Genomic DNA, 15,948 nt, shown 5'->3' with positions numbered 1-15,948 from the left:
ACAGGTAAAGAGAAAGGCAAATCAGCAGGTCAGCGGCGGTAAGCTTGCAGCGCCTGGCCCACTTCCCGGATCAGCCGCCCCAGCACTTCGCTCCCCCGCGGCACGGCCGGCGGCTCGTACGTCCAGGCGTGCCCGACCCACGGGTCGGCCAGGTGGTCGTCGGGGACCGGCGTGAGCCGCAGCAGCGCCCGCCACAGCGGATCGAGCACCGGCCCGTACTCCCGGGCCTCCTGCCGGTCGGCCACCATCATCAGATGGACGCCCACCGACGGCCCCTCGTCCGCGAGGTAGCGCAGCTGGTTGACGGCCCGGTCGTCGAAGCCGTGCGGGAAGTCGTTGACGATCAGCAGCTGTTCGGCCGTGTCGAGGTCGGGCGGCAGTGAGTCCACGGCACCGCTGCGGACGGCCATCTGCACCAGGTCGACGCGGTGCGTGAGCTTCGTCAGCGTCGAGGACACCCCTCGCGCCCCGGCCGCCGGGGGCTCCCGGAGCACGCCCGAGCGCAGCAGCGGGGCGAGCGAGGCGCCCGCCGCGCCGGCCGGGTCGATCACCTGCACCGCGAAGTCACCGACCGGGTGGACCGCGAGCAGCCGCGCGGCGTGCGCTATCGCGGTGTCCATGGCCAGTCGGCGCACCTCGGCCGGGGCCATCAGCGCCGCCTCCGGAGCACCCGTCCGGCCACTGTCGATCCACAGCCCGCGCTCCAGCGGCAGCCGCACCAGCATGGGGATGCGCAGGCCATCGCGCTCCGGCAGGCGCAGATCGCCGAGGCGCAGGGCCATCGGGGTCTCGGACGGCGCCTGGTAGCCCTGCCAGACGGGGCTGTCCCACCGGGCGAAGGCGGGCGGCAGCGCGTGCTCGACGACCTCGGACTCGGCGGCGAGCCGGCCGAGGTCGCGGTCGAGGACGGCGCGGGCCTGTTCGACGAGCCGGGACTGCTTGCCGCGCGCCGCCACGCGGGCGGCGTCGGCGGCCGGGCCGACGCGGGTGCGCGGGTCCGAGAGGACCTCGTCGAGCTCCCGCTCCATGCGGGACTCGGCGAAGTCCACCGCGCTGCGGTACGCCGCGACCGTACGGGCCAGGTCCTCGAACATGCCCCAGACCTGGTTGTAGAGCCGCTCGTCCATCGTCCAGCCGCTGGCATCGCCCGCTACGGGCGGGGCTGGCCGCTCCTGACCGCCGGGCTGCTCCTGACCGCCGGGCTGCTCCTGACCGCCGGGCTGCTCCTGACCGCTGGGCCGCCCTTCCGCTCCGGCCCGCGGCGGGGCGTCCGGGGCGGCAGAGGGCTGATCGGCCGGCGGCGCCTGGGGCGGCTTCGCGGGCCGGCGCCCGGGGTGCCGGTAGCTGATCGGTCCGGGCGCGGCCGGTTCAGACGCGGCCGGTTCGGGGGGCTCGTTCTCGCCGCCGGGGTGCCGCAGCCGCTCGCCCTTGTCTTGGTCCTTGTCCTTGTCCTGGCCCTTGTCCTGATCCCGCTCCTGATCCCGCTCCTGGCCCCGCTCCTGAGAGGGCCGCGGCGGTGGGGCGATCGAGCGGGCCGCCCCCTGAGCCACCGACGCCTCGATCGCGGCGGCCAGTTCGGCAGCGCCGGGGAGCCCCTGGTCGTGCAGCATCGCGGTCAGCCCGCCCGCGTACCCCTGGCCCACGGCCCGTACCTTCCACGCGCCCTGCCTGCGGTAGAGCTCCAGCGCGACGACCGCGGTCTCGCGGTCCAGATCGGTGATGGTGTAGGCGGCGGCCTCGGTGCCGTCGAGGCCGGTGACGGCTACGGACGGCGCGGCCATCGCGCCGAAGCGCACCGGTCCGCCCGTGCCGGCCGGCAGCGCGAGCAGCACGCTGACCCGGTGGGCGGCGGCGGGGAGCGCGTCCAGGTCCACGGCCAGCCGGTGGTCGGCGGCGGCCTGCTGGGACACTTCGAGGCCGGGGAGGCGCGGCGCGGCGGGATGCGCCACCCACGCGGCGTCCGCGGCCCGGCCCCGCTCATCGCCGAGAACCGCCCCGGCCACGACCGGGCTTCCCGCCGAGACCCGGATCTCCAAACGGGTCTGAGGCAGTGGATGGTTCTGGCCCCGGACCAGTTCGGCCGTCATCGGCACGCCCCCTCGCTATGTCGTTCGCGGCCGTGCCCGTCGCGCACGGCCGTGCCCCCGGCCCGGCGGATCACTCCCGCCAGGCCCGGCCGGAGTCTCCGCCCCGGCCCGTTCCCACCGCCTACAGGCTGGGCAGGATCGCCGGCATCAGGTCCTGGAAGGTGCGGCCGTTGGCCGGGACGCCGATCGCCGTCATCTGCCAGCCGTCGCCGGACCGGTGCACCTTCGCCATGATCTGCGCGGTGTACTGGCCACCGCCGTCGAGGGTGTAGCGGGCGAGCTCCTGGCCGTTGGTCTCGTCGACCAGCCGGCAGAAGGCGTTCTTCACCTCGGCGAAGGTCTGGCCGGTGAACGAGTTCACCGTGAACACGATCTGGTCGACGTGCACCGGAACCCGCTGCAGGTCGACGAGGATCGCCTCGTCGTCGCCGCCCTGGCCGGCGCCGCCGACCAGGTTGTCGCCGGTGTGCTGAACCGAGCCGTCTTTGCTGACGAGGTGGCGGAAGAACACCACGTCGACCGGTTGCTCGTCGGCGAACAGCACCGCCGAGGCGTCCAGGTCGATCTCCTTCGTGCGCGAGCCGAACAAGCCGCGGCGGGGAGCTGCCTGCCAGCCCAGCCCCATCCGCACCGCGGTCAGGGTGCCCCCGTCGGCCTTCTTCAGGCTGATGCCCTGGCCCTTGGCCAAGTTGACCGTCACGCGCTGTCCCTTCTCGATGTACCGAGTATCCCCGTGGCCGCGCGGTCGGCGCGGCCTCCTGGGAAAACCCTATGCACTGACGCTCCCGCGGCCATCGGTCGGGCGTGGTTTGTGGCGTTCTTGCAACACGTCACGGCCGCCCGTCAGGCGATTCCGGCCTCCCGCATCTGCCGCAACTCCTTCTTCAACTCCCCCACCTCGTCGCGCAGCCTGGCCGCGACCTCGAACTGCAGCTCCGCCGCCGCCGTCCGCATCCGCTCCGTCATCTCCTCGATGAGCTCAGCGAGCTCCGCGGCGGGGCGGTCCGTGAGCGGGGCGCCCTTGCCGGTGCCGGCGGCCGCCTTGCCGGACGCCGCGGGCACCGGCGCCTTGCCCTTGCTCTTGTCGCCCTGGCGGTAACCGGTGCCCAGCAGCTCCTGGGTGTCGATCTCCTCGCGCGCGATGGTCGCGACGATGTCGCCGATCTTCTTCCGCAGCGGCTGCGGGTCGATCCCCCGCTCCGTGTTGTAGGCGATCTGCTTCTCCCGGCGGCGGTTGGTCTCGTCGATGGCCTTCTCCATCGCCGGGGTGACCTTGTCGGCGTACATATGGACCTGGCCGGATACGTTGCGCGCCGCGCGTCCGATGGTCTGGATCAGCGAGGTCCCGGAGCGCAGGAACCCTTCCTTGTCGGCGTCGAGGATCGCGACCAGGGAGACCTCGGGAAGGTCGAGCCCCTCGCGCAGCAGGTTGATGCCGACCAGCACGTCGTACTCGCCGGCCCGCAGCTCGCGCAGCAGCTCGATGCGGCGCAGGGTGTCGACGTCGCTGTGCAGGTAGCGCACCTGGATGCCCAGTTCCAGGAAGTAGTCGGTGAGGTCCTCGGCCATCTTCTTGGTGAGGGTGGTCACCAGGACGCGCTCGTCCTTCTCCGTGCGCGTCCGGATCTCGTGCACCAGGTCGTCGATCTGCCCGTCCGTCGGCTTGACGACGACCTCCGGGTCGACGAGGCCGGTGGGGCGGATGATCTGCTCCACGAAGCCGTCGCCGCGCGCCAGTTCGTACTTGCCGGGGGTGGCGGAGAGGTAGACGGTCTGGTCGACCCGCTCGACGAACTCCTCCCACTTGAGCGGGCGGTTGTCCATGGCGGACGGCAGCCGGAAGCCGTGCTCCACCAGGGTGCGCTTCCGGGAGGCGTCGCCCTCGTACATCGCGCCGATCTGCGGGACGGTGACGTGCGACTCGTCGATGACGAGGAGGAAGTCCTCCGGGAAGTAGTCGAGGAGGGTGTTGGGCGGCGAGCCGGGCTCGCGGTCGTCCATGTGCAGCGAGTAGTTCTCGATGCCGGAGCAGGAGCCGATCTGGCGCATCATCTCGATGTCGTACGTCGTACGCATCCGCAGCCGCTGGGCCTCCAGCAGCTTGCCCTGCTTCTCCATGGTGGCGAGGGTCTCCGCCAGCTCGGCCTCGATCCCCGCGACGGCCTTCTCCATGCGCTCCGGACCGGCGATGTAGTGGCTGGCCGGGAAAACGTACAGCTCCCGGTCCTCGGAGATCACCTCGCCGGTGAGCGGGTGGAGCGTGGAGAGCGCCTCGATCTCGTCCCCGAACATCTCGATCCGGACGGCGAGCTCCTCGTAGACCGGGAAGATCTCGATGGTGTCGCCCCGGACCCGGAAGGTGCCGCGGGTGAAGGCCATGTCGTTGCGGGTGTACTGGATCTCCACGAACCGGCGCAGCAGCTGGTCGCGGTCGATCTCCTCGCCGACCTTGAGCGGCACCATGCGGTCCACGTACTCCTGCGGGGTGCCCAGGCCGTAGATGCAGGAGACGGAGGCCACCACGACCACGTCCCGGCGCGTGAGCAGCGAGTTCGTCGCGGAGTGGCGCAGCCGTTCGACCTCCTCGTTGATGGAGGAGTCCTTCTCGATGTAGGTGTCCGACTGCGGTACGTACGCCTCGGGCTGGTAGTAGTCGTAGTACGAGACGAAGTACTCGACCGCGTTATTGGGCAGCAGCTCCCGGAATTCGTTGGCGAGCTGGGCCGCGAGGGTCTTGTTCGGCGCCATGACCAGGGTGGGCCGCTGCAACTTCTCGATCATCCACGCGGTGGTCGCCGACTTGCCGGTACCGGTCGCGCCGAGCAGCACTACATCTTTCTCACCTGCGAGAACACGCCGCTCCAGCTCGGCGATGGCCGTCGGCTGGTCGCCGCTGGGCTGGTAGGGGCTGACGACCTCGAAGGGCGCCACAGTGCGTTCGATCTTGGATACGGGCCGCATGGAACCACCGTACGACCCACCACTGACAACGGCCCGGCTACCGGGGTCCGGGGCCCGTCACGCGGCCGAACGGGGGGCGAAATATCCGCGAAGGCCACCGATGCCCGCGCGCGCTCGCCCGGCATCGCGTACTTATCTTCTTGTACGCCACATCCGGGGCGCTCCCCCGCCCCGGATCGGACGCCGCGAGGAGACCGTATGCAACTGCGCCCCGCCGCCGCCGTCGCCAGTGCGCTTCTGGGCATGTCAGCGCTGCTCACCGGCCCTGCCCCCGCCCACGCCACCCCCCATTCGCACGAACTCGTCGTCATCGGCCACCGCGGCTCGCCCGTCCGCGCGCCCGAGAACACGCTCGCCTCCGTCGACACCGCCGCCCGCCTCGGCATCACATGGGTCGAGAACGACGTCCAGCGGACCAGGGACGGCGCACTGGTCGTCATGCACGACACCACTCTCAGCCGGACGACCGACGTCGAGCGGCGCTACCCGGACCGGTCGCCGTGGAGGGTCTCGGACTTCACGCTCGCCGAGATCGAGCGGCTCGACGCGGGCAGCTGGTTCGGCCGCCGGTTCGCCGGGCAGCGCGTGCCGGCCCTCGGCCGCTACCTCGACCACGTCGAGCGGAACCGCCAGAACCTCCTCATGGAGGTCAAGGCGCCGGAGCTCTACCCCGGAATCGAGCGCCGGCTCACGGCGGAGCTGGGCCGCCGAGGCTGGCTGGACCGGCGGCACGTGGCCCGCAGGCTGGTCGTCCAGAGCTTCAGCGCCGCCTCGCTGCGCACCCTCAACCGGCTCCGCCCCGACCTGACGCTCGGGTTCCTCGGCACCCCGAGGGCCGCCGAGCTCCGCTCGTACGCGGCGTTCGCCGACCAGATCAACCCGAACCACCAGAGCGTCACGGCGCGGTACCTGCGCGCCGTCCACGCGCTCCGGGGGCCGCACGGCCGCCCCCTGCGGCTCTCCACATGGACCGTCGACGACGCCGGCACCGCGCGGTCCCTGGCCCGGATGGGCGTGGACGGCATCATCACCAACAAACCCGCGGAGGTCCGCCGGGCCCTCGCCGCGGGTGCCGCGGGCGCCGCGGGCGCCGCCGGCCCAGCCGACCGCGTGCCGGCCGCGGCCTGACCGGGGGCGCCGCGGGGGCGGCGTTCCAGGGCCTACGCTGCTGGTGTGACAGACACCGACGGCGCTGCGAGCGCCGCGAGCGTCCCGCGGGCACCGGAGCCCGGCGCGGCGGAGAGGGCCGTGGCCCGGTCCTGGTCCTGGACGACGCTGGAGACCTCCATCGGCGCGCTGGGCATCGCCGTCACGGCCGAGGGGCTGCTCAACGTCGTCTTCGACGCCGACGAGGAGCGAGCGGCGCAGGCCGTGGAGCGGCTGACCCGCCGCCTCGGCACCGGGCCCGAGGCGGCGACCGGAGCGGCCCGTGACCGGCTGGCGGAGCCGGAGAGCCAGCTCGGGGCCTACTTCGACGGCCGGCTGCGGGCGTTCACCGTGCCGCTGGACTGGTCGCTCACCGCCGGCTTCAACCGCCGGGTGCTGCACGCGCTCGCCGCCCACGTCCCGTACGGCACGGTCGTCGGCTATCAGGACCTCGCCCACCGCGTCGGCGACCCCGGCGCCGCCCGCGCCGTGGGGGCGGCGATGGGCTCCAACCCGCTGCCGGTCGTCGTCCCGTGCCACCGGGTGATCGAGAGCGGCGGGGGCCTCGGCGGCTTCGGCGGGGGCCTGGAGGTCAAGCGCGCCCTGCTGGCCCTGGAGGGCGTCCTGCCGGAGCCGCTTTTCTGAGCCCGGCCGACTTCTCCCGGCCCGGCCGACTTCTCCCGGCCCGGCCGACTTCTCCCGGCCCGGCCGACTTCTCCCGGCCCGGCCGACTTCCTCCGGCCCGGCCGACTCTTCCGCCCCGGCCGGACCCGCCTCTTCCCGCCCGGTCGGGCCGTTCCTCCAGCCCGGACGGGCCGCTCGCCCGGTCGATTGTCAGTGGCAGCCCCTAGCGTTTCCCAGCAGTAGAGGTCGGCCGCTGGAGGCCGCCCTGGGAGAGGGGTATGCCGTGACGCAGGCGTCGGGCGACAAGACGTATCTGGAGCTGTCACAGGACGGCGGCGGGGCGCACAAGTTCTATGAGGTGACCGTGGACGGGGTCACCGTCTCCGTCCGGTACGGACGGATCGGCGCCGCGGGACAGTTGCAGACCTCCTCCTTCCCCACCGTCGCGAAGGCACAGGCCGCGGCGGCGAAGAAGATCGGCGAGAAGGTCCGCAAGGGGTACGCGCCGGCCGTGCGGGGCGGGCGCGCCGCCCGGTCCGTGACGCGCCGTCAGGCAACGTCCGCGCCGTCGACGGCGCGCGCCGTGGCCCCCGTGCTGTGGCGGTTCCGCACGGAATCCTCGGCGTTCGGCATCCACATCGACCAGGACCGCTGCTGGGTGGGCAATCAGTCCGGCGATGTCTACACCCTCACGCACGACGGCGAGGTGCTCTCCCGCTACCGGCTGCCGGACGGCGTCAAGTGCCTGGTGGCGGACGACTTCTGGATCTACGCGGGCTGCGACGACGGCACGGTCTACGACCTGTCCTCCAAGCTCCCCTTCGCCGCCTATCAGATCGCGGCGGACGTCGACATCTTCTGGCTGGACGTCCACGAGGGCGTGCTCAACGTGGCGGACCGGAACGGCGGCCTGACGGTCATCGACCACGAGGACGAGTACCAGTGGTCGCGCAAGAGCGCCGGCGCGCACGCCTGGATGGTCCGCCGTGACGAACGGGCCGTCTACCACGGTCACACCCACGGCGTGACGGCGTACGCCCACGACGGCAGCGGCGAGTTGTGGCACACGAAGACCAACGGCGCGGTGCTGTTCGGCTGGCAGGAGGACGACGCGGTCTACGCGGGCACCAGCCACCACGTCGTCCAGCGCCTGTCGAAGGCGACAGGCCGGACGGAGGCCACCTTCCCGTGCGACACCACGGTCTACTCCTGCGCCACCGCTCCCGGCGGGCGCTACGTCTTCGCGGGTGACTCCGCCTCGTCCGTGTACTGCTTCGCGGCGGACGGCACCCGGCTGTGGAAGCTGGGCACCGGCGGCGGTTCGGCGCTGTCGATGCAGTACCTCGACGAGAAGCTCTACATGGTCACCACGGACGGGTCTCTGGTGTGCGTCGACGCGTCGGAGGCCGCGATCGCCGCGGCGCGGACCGGCACCGTACCGGTCCCCGTGGACGTCAAGTCGGCCGAGGCGCTGCCCACTTACGCGCCGACGACCACGCTGGCGACGGTGGCGGCCGCCCCGGCGTCGGGCGTCGTCGTGGAGTGCGTCGAGGAGGGCGGCCGGCTCCGGGTCCACGTCCTGTCCGAAGGCTACGAACCCATGTGGAACGTCCAGTTCCCACGCCAGATACGCCAGCCCGGCGTCCGTTACGTGGTCGACGCGCTCGCCCCCGCCCCGGCCGGTTTCTACCGTGTCCGCGGCGAGATCAAGCGCCTGCTGTGAACCCGCTCCACGCCGGATGGCGCGGGTCGTCGGCCCGTACGACCACCTGGGCGGCCTCTTCCGGCCGCACCTCGTCCGCGTAGCGCGCGAACGCGGGTACGGTCCAGGCTTCCGCCTCGTCCGTGTGGCGCGCCAGCGCGGCGGGGGACATCCGCAGATGCACCGCCAGGTCGAACGGGAACCAGTGCCCGAGGAGGAGCGGGCCGTGCACGATCACCACGCCTCCGGGCCGCACCGTCGTGTACGGGCTCCGCGTCGCCCGGTCCGCCACCGGGTCCCAGAGGTCGGGCAGCACCCGGCCGCTTCCGCCGGGCTCCAGCGGGGCGAACACCTCGCGGTGGAGCGCGCCGGTGTCGAGCCACAGGTCGTAGTACGCGTCGGCGTCCTGCCGCCCGTATTCGTACCGCAGCGAAGCGGGCCGCAGGAATCCGCCGGCCCCGATGACGGCCACCGGCCGCCCTCGCGCCCGCAGTTCCTCGGCCATGCCGAGCGCCAGTTCCGCGGGCCGGGCGGCGGCGGCCCCGTCGACGGCGACTCTCAGCCAGGGGCCGCCGTCTTCCGCTTCCGCCCCCGCGATCCGCTCCACGAGCGCTTCCGTCAACCGCGTCCACGAGATCGCTTCCCACTGCACGGACCCATGATGCACGCTCCGCTCCACTCTGCTCCGAGGGGAGGGGCCCGGCCCGGTCCGCTGAGGGGCCGCCGGTCCCCCGCGAGCGGTCGGGCCGAGCGGCGCGACGGCCGGCCACCGCGCCCCCTCGGCCCGGGGGATGTCAGCGCGGGGGCGCCGCCGGCGGTATCGAGTCGTCCCGCTGCCGCAGGGCCGTCAGGGCGTCCACCGGGTCATCGGCCGCGGGGCCCGCGGGCCACCAGTCCGGGTCCGGTCCCGGATCCGCCTCGTAGGGGTACCAGCGGCCGTCGTGGCCGAAGCGGAGCTGGAGGCCCTGGGCGTCGTCGGTGAGGTGGTTGTGGCGCGGACGCAGGGGCGGCAGATCCGCGGCGGCCAGGGCGGGGCGGGCCCGGTCGAAGGGGCCCGCCGGGGGGTTCCAGGGGGTTTCCAGGAGCGTGAGCCCCTCCAGGCCGCCCTGCCGCCAGGCGGCCACCGCGCGGGCCACGTCCGTCGGGGTGCGGCCGGTGCCGGCGGCCAGGCTCCGGTAGAGGGTGCGGGTGGTGGCGGTCAGTCCGGAGGTGGGCCGGGTGGCGGCGAGCCGCACCGCGTCCTGCCAGGGGGTGAGGCCGGGGTGCGGGTCGCTGCCCGTGGTGAGGAACGCGTGGGCGCGGGCGGCAGCGTCCGTGGCCAGCAGGTCGAGCGCCGCCGGGTCCACGGGCAGCCGGCCGGCGGGCGGGAGCGCGGGCGGAATGCCGGGGTGCGGCGGGGCGGGGAGCGGCTCCGGAAGGGCCGCGAGGACGCGCTCTTGGTCGCAGAGCGCGGTCCGGGCATCGACGCCTGTGCGTGCGGCGCGTGATTCGCGGGACGCGTGGGCCGCGTTGCGACGGGCGAGGTCGTCGAGGAGCGCGCGTTCGTCGCGGCCCCGCATCAGGAGGAGGACGAGCGGGTCCGCGTCCAGCAGCCGGGCGGCCTCGTAGCAGAGGGCGGCGGCGTGCTTGCACGGGTGTCCCCGGTCGGGGCAGGTGCACCGCGGCGACAGGTCGCCGGGGCCCGGGAGCAGCCGCACGCCGGCCTCGGCGGCGGCGTCGACGAGCGCGTGCGGCATGTCGTGGTCGAGCAGGGCCGCGATGTGCGACGGCTGGGCGGCCACCGCGCTCAGGAAGCGGTCCCAGTCGGCGTCGGAGAAGACGCCCAGCCCGATACCGGTGCGGTACGGGCGCGGGCGGCTGCCGTCGACGCGGGCCCCGATGCGGCCGGGCGTGACGGTGATGTCGTGGACGTGGCCGCCGCGCGCGTAGGTGCGGCCCCTGGAGAGCCGCCCCGCGTCGAGCGAGGCGCTCTCCAGGGCTTCGATCCAGGCGTTCCCCCACCAGGACTCGGCGAAGGTCATCGCGGCCCCCTCAAGGTCACCAGCTCGGCGAGTTCCGCGTCGCTCAGCTCGGTCAGCGCCGACTCGCCGCCGCTGAGAACCGCGTCGGCCAGCGCGCGCTTCGCCTCCAGCATCTCGGCGACGCGGTCCTCGACCGTGCCCTCGGTGACGAGGCGGTGGACCTGTACAGGCTGGGTCTGGCCGATGCGGTAGGCGCGGTCGGTCGCCTGGTCCTCGACGGCCGGGTTCCACCAGCGGTCGTAGTGCACGACATGGCTCGCGCGGGTGAGGTTGAGCCCCGTGCCGGCCGCCTTCAGCGACAGCAGGAAGACGGGGACCTCGCCGGCCTGGAAGCGGTCCACGAGTTCCTCGCGCCGCGCGACCGGGGTGCCGCCGTGCAGCAGTTGGGACGGTACGCCGCGCGCCGTCAGGTGGGCGGAGAGCAGCCGGGCCATCTCCACGTACTGCGTGAAGACCAGGACCGACGCGCCCTCGGACAGGATGGTGTCCAGCAGCTCGTCGAGCAGTTCCAGCTTCCCCGAACGGCCGGCCAGCCGCTCCCCGCCCTCCTTCAGATACTGGGCGGGGTGGTTGCAGACCTGCTTCAGCGCGGTGAGCAGCTTCATCACCAGGCCGCGCCGCGCCATGCCCTCGGCCCCCTCGATGTGCACCAGGGTCTCCCTGACGACGGCCTCGTAGAGGGCGGCCTGTTCGCGCAGCAGCGCCACCGGCTGATCGGTCTCCGTCTTGGGCGGCAGTTCGGGGGCGATGCCCGGGTCGGATTTCCTCCGGCGCAGCAGGAAGGGCGCGACGATGCGGGCCAGCCGCTCGACGGCCTCCTGGGCCTGTTCGTCGCCCTCGCCGCTCTCGATGGCGCGGGCGTGGCGGGCCCGGAAGTTCTTGAGGGAGCCCAGCAGCCCCGGGTTGGTCCAGTCCAGGAGCGCCCACAGCTCGGAGAGGTTGTTCTCCACGGGGGTGCCGGTGAGGGCGATCCGGGCGGTGGAGGGGATGGTGCGCAGCGCCACGGCGGTGGTCGCGTACGGGTTCTTCACGTGCTGAGCCTCGTCCGCCACCACCAGCCCCCAGCGGTGCTCGGCGAGTTCCCCGGCGCTGGCGCGCATCGTGCCGTACGTGGTGAGGACGAAGCCCCCGGCCAGGCCCTCCAGAGTCCGGCCGGCGCCGTGGAAGCGGCGCACGGGGACGCCGGGCGCGAAGCGCTCGATCTCGCGCTGCCAGTTGCCGAGCAGGGAGGCCGGGCAGACCACCAGCGTGGGGTCGGCGGGGGCGCGGTGCAGGTGGAGGGCGATGACGGTGATCGTTTTGCCGAGCCCCATGTCGTCGGCGAGGCAGCCGCCGAGGCCGAGTGAGGTGATCCGGTCGAGCCACCCGAGCCCGCGCAGCTGGTAGTCGCGGAGCGTGGCGCGCAGTCCGGGCGGCTGGACGACGGGTTTGGCCTCGGAGGTGAGCCGGTCGCGCAGGACCGCGAGCGCCCCGGTCGGCACGGCCTCGACCCGTTCGCCGTCGGCTTCGGCGGTGCCGGTGAGCGTCATGGCCAGCGCTTCGGCGGGGTCGAGCCGTCCGAGTTCGCGCTTGCGGGCCTTGCGTACGAGCGCGGGGTCGACCAGCACCCACTGGTCGCGGAGGCGCACGACGGGCCGGTGCGCTTCGGCGAGCGCGTCCATCTCCTGCTCGGTGAGCGGGGAGCCGCCGATCGCCAGCTGCCAGCGGAATTCGAGGATCTGCTCCGCGTCGAAGAAGCTCGGTTCGTCGGACGCGGTGCCCGGGGCGATCCGGATGACCGCGCGGGCGGTCATATCGCGGGCCAGCTCCCGGGGCCAGTGGACGGCGACCCCGGCCGCCGACAGGCACTGGGCGGCCATACCGAGCAGCTCGTGCAGCTCGTCCTCGTCGAGCGTCAGCACGTCGGGGACGGGCCGGTCCAGGAGGCGTCCGAGCGGTGGCCAGACGCGGGCGGCGCGCCGGAGCGAGAGGACCGTGTCGATGCGGGCGCGTGCCCCGAAATGCGCCCCCGCGCGCCCCTCCCACAACTCGGCCGCGTCCGTGAGCAGGGTGGGGTCGGTGAGGCTGTGCACCTGGACCACGGCCGCCGCGAGCGCGCCGTCCTCTTCAAAGAGGTCGTACGCACGAAGGTCCAGGCGGAGCGAGATCCGTACCCCGCCGTCCGTCCCGGCGGCGGCTTCCGCGGCCCACTCACGCAACGCGGGCAGGCGGTGCGCGGCGCGCGCGGCGTACGCCTGCCCCGCCGCGTACGGCGCCGCGGGCGTCCGCGGCAGGGTGTCCGCGACCGCGTCCAGCAGCGCCCGTACGAGGCCGTCGGGGTCCGGGAGCCGCAGCGGTCCGGGGCCGGGCAGCGGCACCGCGTACGCCTCGGACGGCATGGCGGCGGCGACTGCCCGCAGGTGCGCGAGATCCTCGGTGTCCAGCGGTCCGGCCCGCCAGGTGTCCTGGTCGTCCTCGGTGAGGCCGGGCAGCAGCCGGCCACGCGCCACGAGCTGCAACCCGTGCAGCGCAGCGGCCCCCCAGCAGGCGGCGGCCGGATGGGCCGAGGGATCGTGACGGGCGCTGACCAGGAGGGAGACGGCCTGCTCCAGGGGGAGCACGATTGCGGGCACAGCACGCTCTTGTACGCCGTCTCCACTCCGGCGCACGACCGTCAGCTCGGTGCGCTCCCCCGCCACCGCGGCCGGGAGTTCGTCGCCGTCCGGCCGCCAGAAGGCGACGCTGCCCTCCCGCGGGGGTCCGCCGGGCAGGAAGACAGCGGCGCAGCGGGCCAGCGGACCGGCTGAACCGGCCTGACCCACTCGGTCAGCCGCACCGTCCGGACCGGCCCCGCCGACCCGACCGGTCGAAGGGCCACGAGGGTCCGCGACGGCCGACAGCCTCCCCGGTACCAGCCTCACCCGTCCCACCACCTCGCCGTTTACCGTGCTCGCCGAGCCGCTTTCCGTGCTCTGCGAGCCGTTTCCCGTGTTGTCCGAGCGGTTCCCGAGTCTACGGAGGGGCACTGACAATCCGGCTGGGTCAGCCCCGCAGCAGCCTCTCGGCGAGGGCGAGCGGTCCGGCGGCCTTGCGGGAGGCGGGCAGCGGCGCCGGAGCCTTCGCGCGGTGCGCGGCGACGCGTTCGACGACCGTCGTACCGGTCTCCGCCTCCAGTACGGGCGCGTACCCGGCCGCCCGCAGGGCCCGCAGCACGGCGTCCGGCGGTTCGGCGGCGACCAGGACCGTCGGCGCGACGGCGCGCAGCCCCAGGGCACGCAGCTCGCGGTGGGCGGCGAGCTCCCGTACCAGTGCCTCGTCGTCGGAGCGGAGGCAGCAGGCGGTGCGTACGACGCGTACCCGGCCGTGTGTGCGGGCGGCGTCGCCGATCAGGTACGTCAGGGGCTGCGGCAGCGATCCCGAGGCGGACGCTCCGGTCAGCTCGGCGATCAGCCCGGCGGGGGTGTGCCCCGCGTCCAGGGCGCGCCGTACGGAGTCGGCGCTGAACCGCCAGGTGACGGCGTGCCCCTCCGATTCGCGGTCGGCGCAGGCGCCGAGGAGCTCCGCGAGCCCGGCCGATGGCGCCCCGGGGGCGACGGCGGTCAGGTCGGCCTGGAAGTGGGCGAGTTCGAGTGGCGGCGGCAGGAGGCGGCCGAGCTCGGCGCGGAGTTCGGCGGGGCCCGCGAGCAGGGCCCTGCCGAGCGGGCTGAGCGCGCCATGGGCGACGACGCCGAGGAACGCCGCCTCGCTCAGGGTGTGCGCCGACCGCTCCGCCGCCATCGGCCGCCCGGTGACGGCGAGCGGACGGTACCAGTCCGCGGCCTGGACGAGCGCGTGCAGCGGCTGGAGCGCGGCCGTGTCCGGCGCGTCCGGCAGCGGCGGCGCGGGAACGGCGACGCCGGCCCCCTCGGGCAGCGTGGCGAGGGCCTCCAGCAGCGCTCTGCGCAGGGGCGCGGCGTACCGGTCGTGACCGCGTACGAGCGTGGCCGGCGGCTCCCCCAGCGCGCCCAGGGTGGGTATGGCGTGCAGTTCCGCCCAGGCCACGAGCACGGGCTCCAGCCGTTCGCCCGCGGGCCGCGCCAGCCAGTCGTCGTACGCGGCGGTGGGCAGCGCCGTCGTGCCGCCGCGGTCCCGGCTGAGCGCGATCAGCCCGGCGGCCTCGGCGGTGTCGAGGAGCAGCCGGGCGCGGTCTTCGCCGGTGCCGGCGGCTTTGGCCAGGCGCTTGGTCTCGCGGACGGCCAGCCCGCCGGACTTCCGCAGGGCGGCGGGCTGCGCGGCGAGAGCGGCGAGGAGCCGGTCCATGGCCGCCGAGAGGGCGGCCGCGGCGGCCTGCGTCTCCGCGCTGATGAGCCCGGGGCCGGTCTGTGTCAGGGCGGCGGGCGCGGGCAGCGGGGCGCGGCGGGCGAAGTCTCCGAGGTCGAGGCCGCCGATGAGCTGCGGAATGCGGGGCGGTACGACAATCCGGCCGTCTTCGCCGGGTGCGGCCACCCCGTCCTCGTACAGGGCGTGCAGTGCGGCGGTGGCGGCCTCCCTGTCGGGTCCGGGGGCGGCCGCGCCGAGCGCCTCGTACACCGCCTCGGCCGGTACGGGCTCCGCGGCGAGCTGCGGGAACGACAGGCTGTGCGACATCAGCGCCTCGAAGCCGGCCCCGGAGCGCGGCGCGGGCGGCCGGGGCGGCGCGTTCTCCTCGGCGAGCCGCTGCCCGGCCCGGGCGACGGCGGCGAGGAGCTGGAGCCGGGGCCGGTCGAGCTGGAGGACGAGGTGGTGGACGGTCTCGTACGACCACAGGGAGGCGGCCAGCGCACGCAGCCGAGTGGGCGCGGGCCGGTGGGAGAGGGGCTCGCGGTGGCGCGCGAGGAGGCCCGCGAGCTGCTCCGGGGTGCGCTGTCCGAGCGCGCGGGCGAGGGTGTCGAGGCCGTCCATGACCCCGACCCTACTGGCCGCCGAGAGCCCCGATTCGCAGGTGGGAGGGGAGCCCGCGGGCGCGGGCCGCGGGGGCGTTTCGCGGGGGCCGGGTTCGGGTGGATGCTGGGAGGAGGAGATGCGTGACTATGCGTACGGGCAGCGAACCGATGCGGGCACGCAGCCCGCTCAGGCTCAGGTGCGGGCTGGCCGTGTGGGGGCTGGCCTGGGCCGTCGCGGGCACGGTGCTCTTCGCGTACGCCGGCCGGCCGGGGTGGGCGATCGCCTGCGGGGTGCTCTCCGCGGTGACGAGCGTGGACCTGGTCATGGTGGTACGCCATATCCGCCAGGGCCCCCGGTACCAGCCGGGTCGGGATGTCCCGCCGTATGGTCCGGTCGAGGGCGATGGCCGGGGGCGGCGGAGCGGCCCCCGGTAGCCCCCTTCCCGGGGCCGTCCCCGGCCTCGGTTCCGCTTCGGGGGAACCCGAGGGCCCGCGGAAGAGTCTTCTCTTCACGATGTTGATCATCC

At 74.1% G+C, this 15,948-nt stretch carries 11 protein-coding genes; 4 read left to right on the top strand and 7 right to left on the bottom strand.

Translation table 11 applies throughout. From position 1 onward, the window contains the following. Window positions 1-29: 29 nt before the first annotated feature. The 3 genes from AC07AB_RS16720 to uvrB form a co-directional block, all read right to left on the bottom strand. Window positions 30-2,087: a TerD family protein gene (locus AC07AB_RS16720; protein WP_478566677.1), complete on the bottom strand. Its 2,058-nt coding sequence runs from the start codon at window positions 2,085-2,087 to the stop codon at window positions 30-32. A 121-nt stretch (window positions 2,088-2,208) separates the two neighbouring features. Beyond that, the gene (locus tag AC07AB_RS16715; RefSeq protein ID WP_478566674.1) at window positions 2,209-2,787 is read right to left on the bottom strand and encodes a TerD family protein; all 579 of its coding nucleotides are present in this window, start codon (window positions 2,785-2,787) and stop codon (window positions 2,209-2,211) included. A 143-nt stretch (window positions 2,788-2,930) separates the two neighbouring features. Continuing rightward, on the bottom strand, window positions 2,931-5,048 hold the full coding sequence (uvrB, locus tag AC07AB_RS16710; RefSeq protein ID WP_478566671.1) for an excinuclease ABC subunit UvrB: 2,118 nt from the start codon (window positions 5,046-5,048) through the stop codon (window positions 2,931-2,933). Between the two features lie 198 nt (window positions 5,049-5,246). Between uvrB and AC07AB_RS16705 the strand changes: the two genes are divergently transcribed. From AC07AB_RS16705 to AC07AB_RS16695, 3 genes are all read left to right on the top strand, one after another. Beyond that, window positions 5,247-6,176, top strand: coding sequence for a glycerophosphodiester phosphodiesterase (locus AC07AB_RS16705; RefSeq protein WP_478566669.1), 930 nt, complete (start codon window positions 5,247-5,249; stop codon window positions 6,174-6,176). A gap of 45 nt (window positions 6,177-6,221) precedes the next feature. Continuing rightward, complete coding sequence (locus AC07AB_RS16700) at window positions 6,222-6,839, top strand: methylated-DNA--[protein]-cysteine S-methyltransferase (RefSeq protein WP_478566666.1); 618 nt, start codon at window positions 6,222-6,224, stop codon at window positions 6,837-6,839. Between the two features lie 262 nt (window positions 6,840-7,101). After that, a complete protein-coding gene (locus tag AC07AB_RS16695) occupies window positions 7,102-8,541 on the top strand; it encodes a WGR domain-containing protein (RefSeq protein WP_478566663.1) in 1,440 nt (479 codons plus the stop codon). On the opposite strand, the gene AC07AB_RS16690 is transcribed toward AC07AB_RS16695, so the two are convergent. The 4 genes from AC07AB_RS16690 to AC07AB_RS16675 form a co-directional block, all read right to left on the bottom strand. Beyond that, window positions 8,525-9,172: a nucleoside/nucleotide kinase family protein gene (locus tag AC07AB_RS16690; RefSeq protein ID WP_478566660.1), complete on the bottom strand. Its 648-nt coding sequence runs from the start codon at window positions 9,170-9,172 to the stop codon at window positions 8,525-8,527. The two genes, AC07AB_RS16695 and AC07AB_RS16690, sit on opposite strands and share 17 nt — an antisense overlap. 142 nt (window positions 9,173-9,314) lie before the next feature. Next, on the bottom strand, window positions 9,315-10,541 hold the full coding sequence (locus tag AC07AB_RS16685) for an SWIM zinc finger family protein (protein WP_478566657.1): 1,227 nt from the start codon (window positions 10,539-10,541) through the stop codon (window positions 9,315-9,317). Further along, window positions 10,538-13,342 (bottom strand): DEAD/DEAH box helicase, encoded by a 2,805-nt coding sequence (locus tag AC07AB_RS16680; RefSeq protein WP_478566654.1) that lies wholly within the window; start codon window positions 13,340-13,342, stop codon window positions 10,538-10,540. The genes AC07AB_RS16685 and AC07AB_RS16680 overlap by 4 nt, the downstream gene beginning before the upstream one ends. A gap of 220 nt (window positions 13,343-13,562) precedes the next feature. Continuing rightward, window positions 13,563-15,440: a helicase-associated domain-containing protein gene (locus AC07AB_RS16675; protein WP_478566651.1), complete on the bottom strand. Its 1,878-nt coding sequence runs from the start codon at window positions 15,438-15,440 to the stop codon at window positions 13,563-13,565. Between the two features lie 128 nt (window positions 15,441-15,568). Here AC07AB_RS16675 and AC07AB_RS16670 point away from each other — a divergent pair, with 128 nt between their 5' ends. Continuing rightward, on the top strand, window positions 15,569-15,856 hold the full coding sequence (locus tag AC07AB_RS16670) for a DUF6343 family protein (RefSeq protein ID WP_478567124.1): 288 nt from the start codon (window positions 15,569-15,571) through the stop codon (window positions 15,854-15,856). The last annotated feature ends 92 nt before the right edge of the window (window positions 15,857-15,948 follow it).

The organism is Streptomyces sp. NPDC044033 (genome assembly GCF_056434425.1).
Note: the sequence above shows the minus strand (reverse complement) of the source record. Positions and strands in the feature narration are given on the sequence as shown.

Bases quoted from the DNA above. Each gene is read 5' to 3' on its own strand.
- AC07AB_RS16720 (WP_478566677.1), bottom strand. From the start codon at position 2,087: ATGACGGCCGAACTGGTCCGGGGCCAGAACCATCCACTGCCTCAGACC.
- uvrB (WP_478566671.1), bottom strand. From the start codon at position 5,048: ATGCGGCCCGTATCCAAGATCGAACGCACTGTGGCGCCCTTCGAGGTC.
- AC07AB_RS16705 (WP_478566669.1), top strand. From the start codon at position 5,247: ATGCAACTGCGCCCCGCCGCCGCCGTCGCCAGTGCGCTTCTGGGCATG.
- AC07AB_RS16685 (WP_478566657.1), bottom strand. From the start codon at position 10,541: ATGACCTTCGCCGAGTCCTGGTGGGGGAACGCCTGGATCGAAGCCCTG.
- AC07AB_RS16675 (WP_478566651.1), bottom strand. From the start codon at position 15,440: ATGGACGGCCTCGACACCCTCGCCCGCGCGCTCGGACAGCGCACCCCG.
- AC07AB_RS16670 (WP_478567124.1), top strand. From the start codon at position 15,569: ATGCGTACGGGCAGCGAACCGATGCGGGCACGCAGCCCGCTCAGGCTC.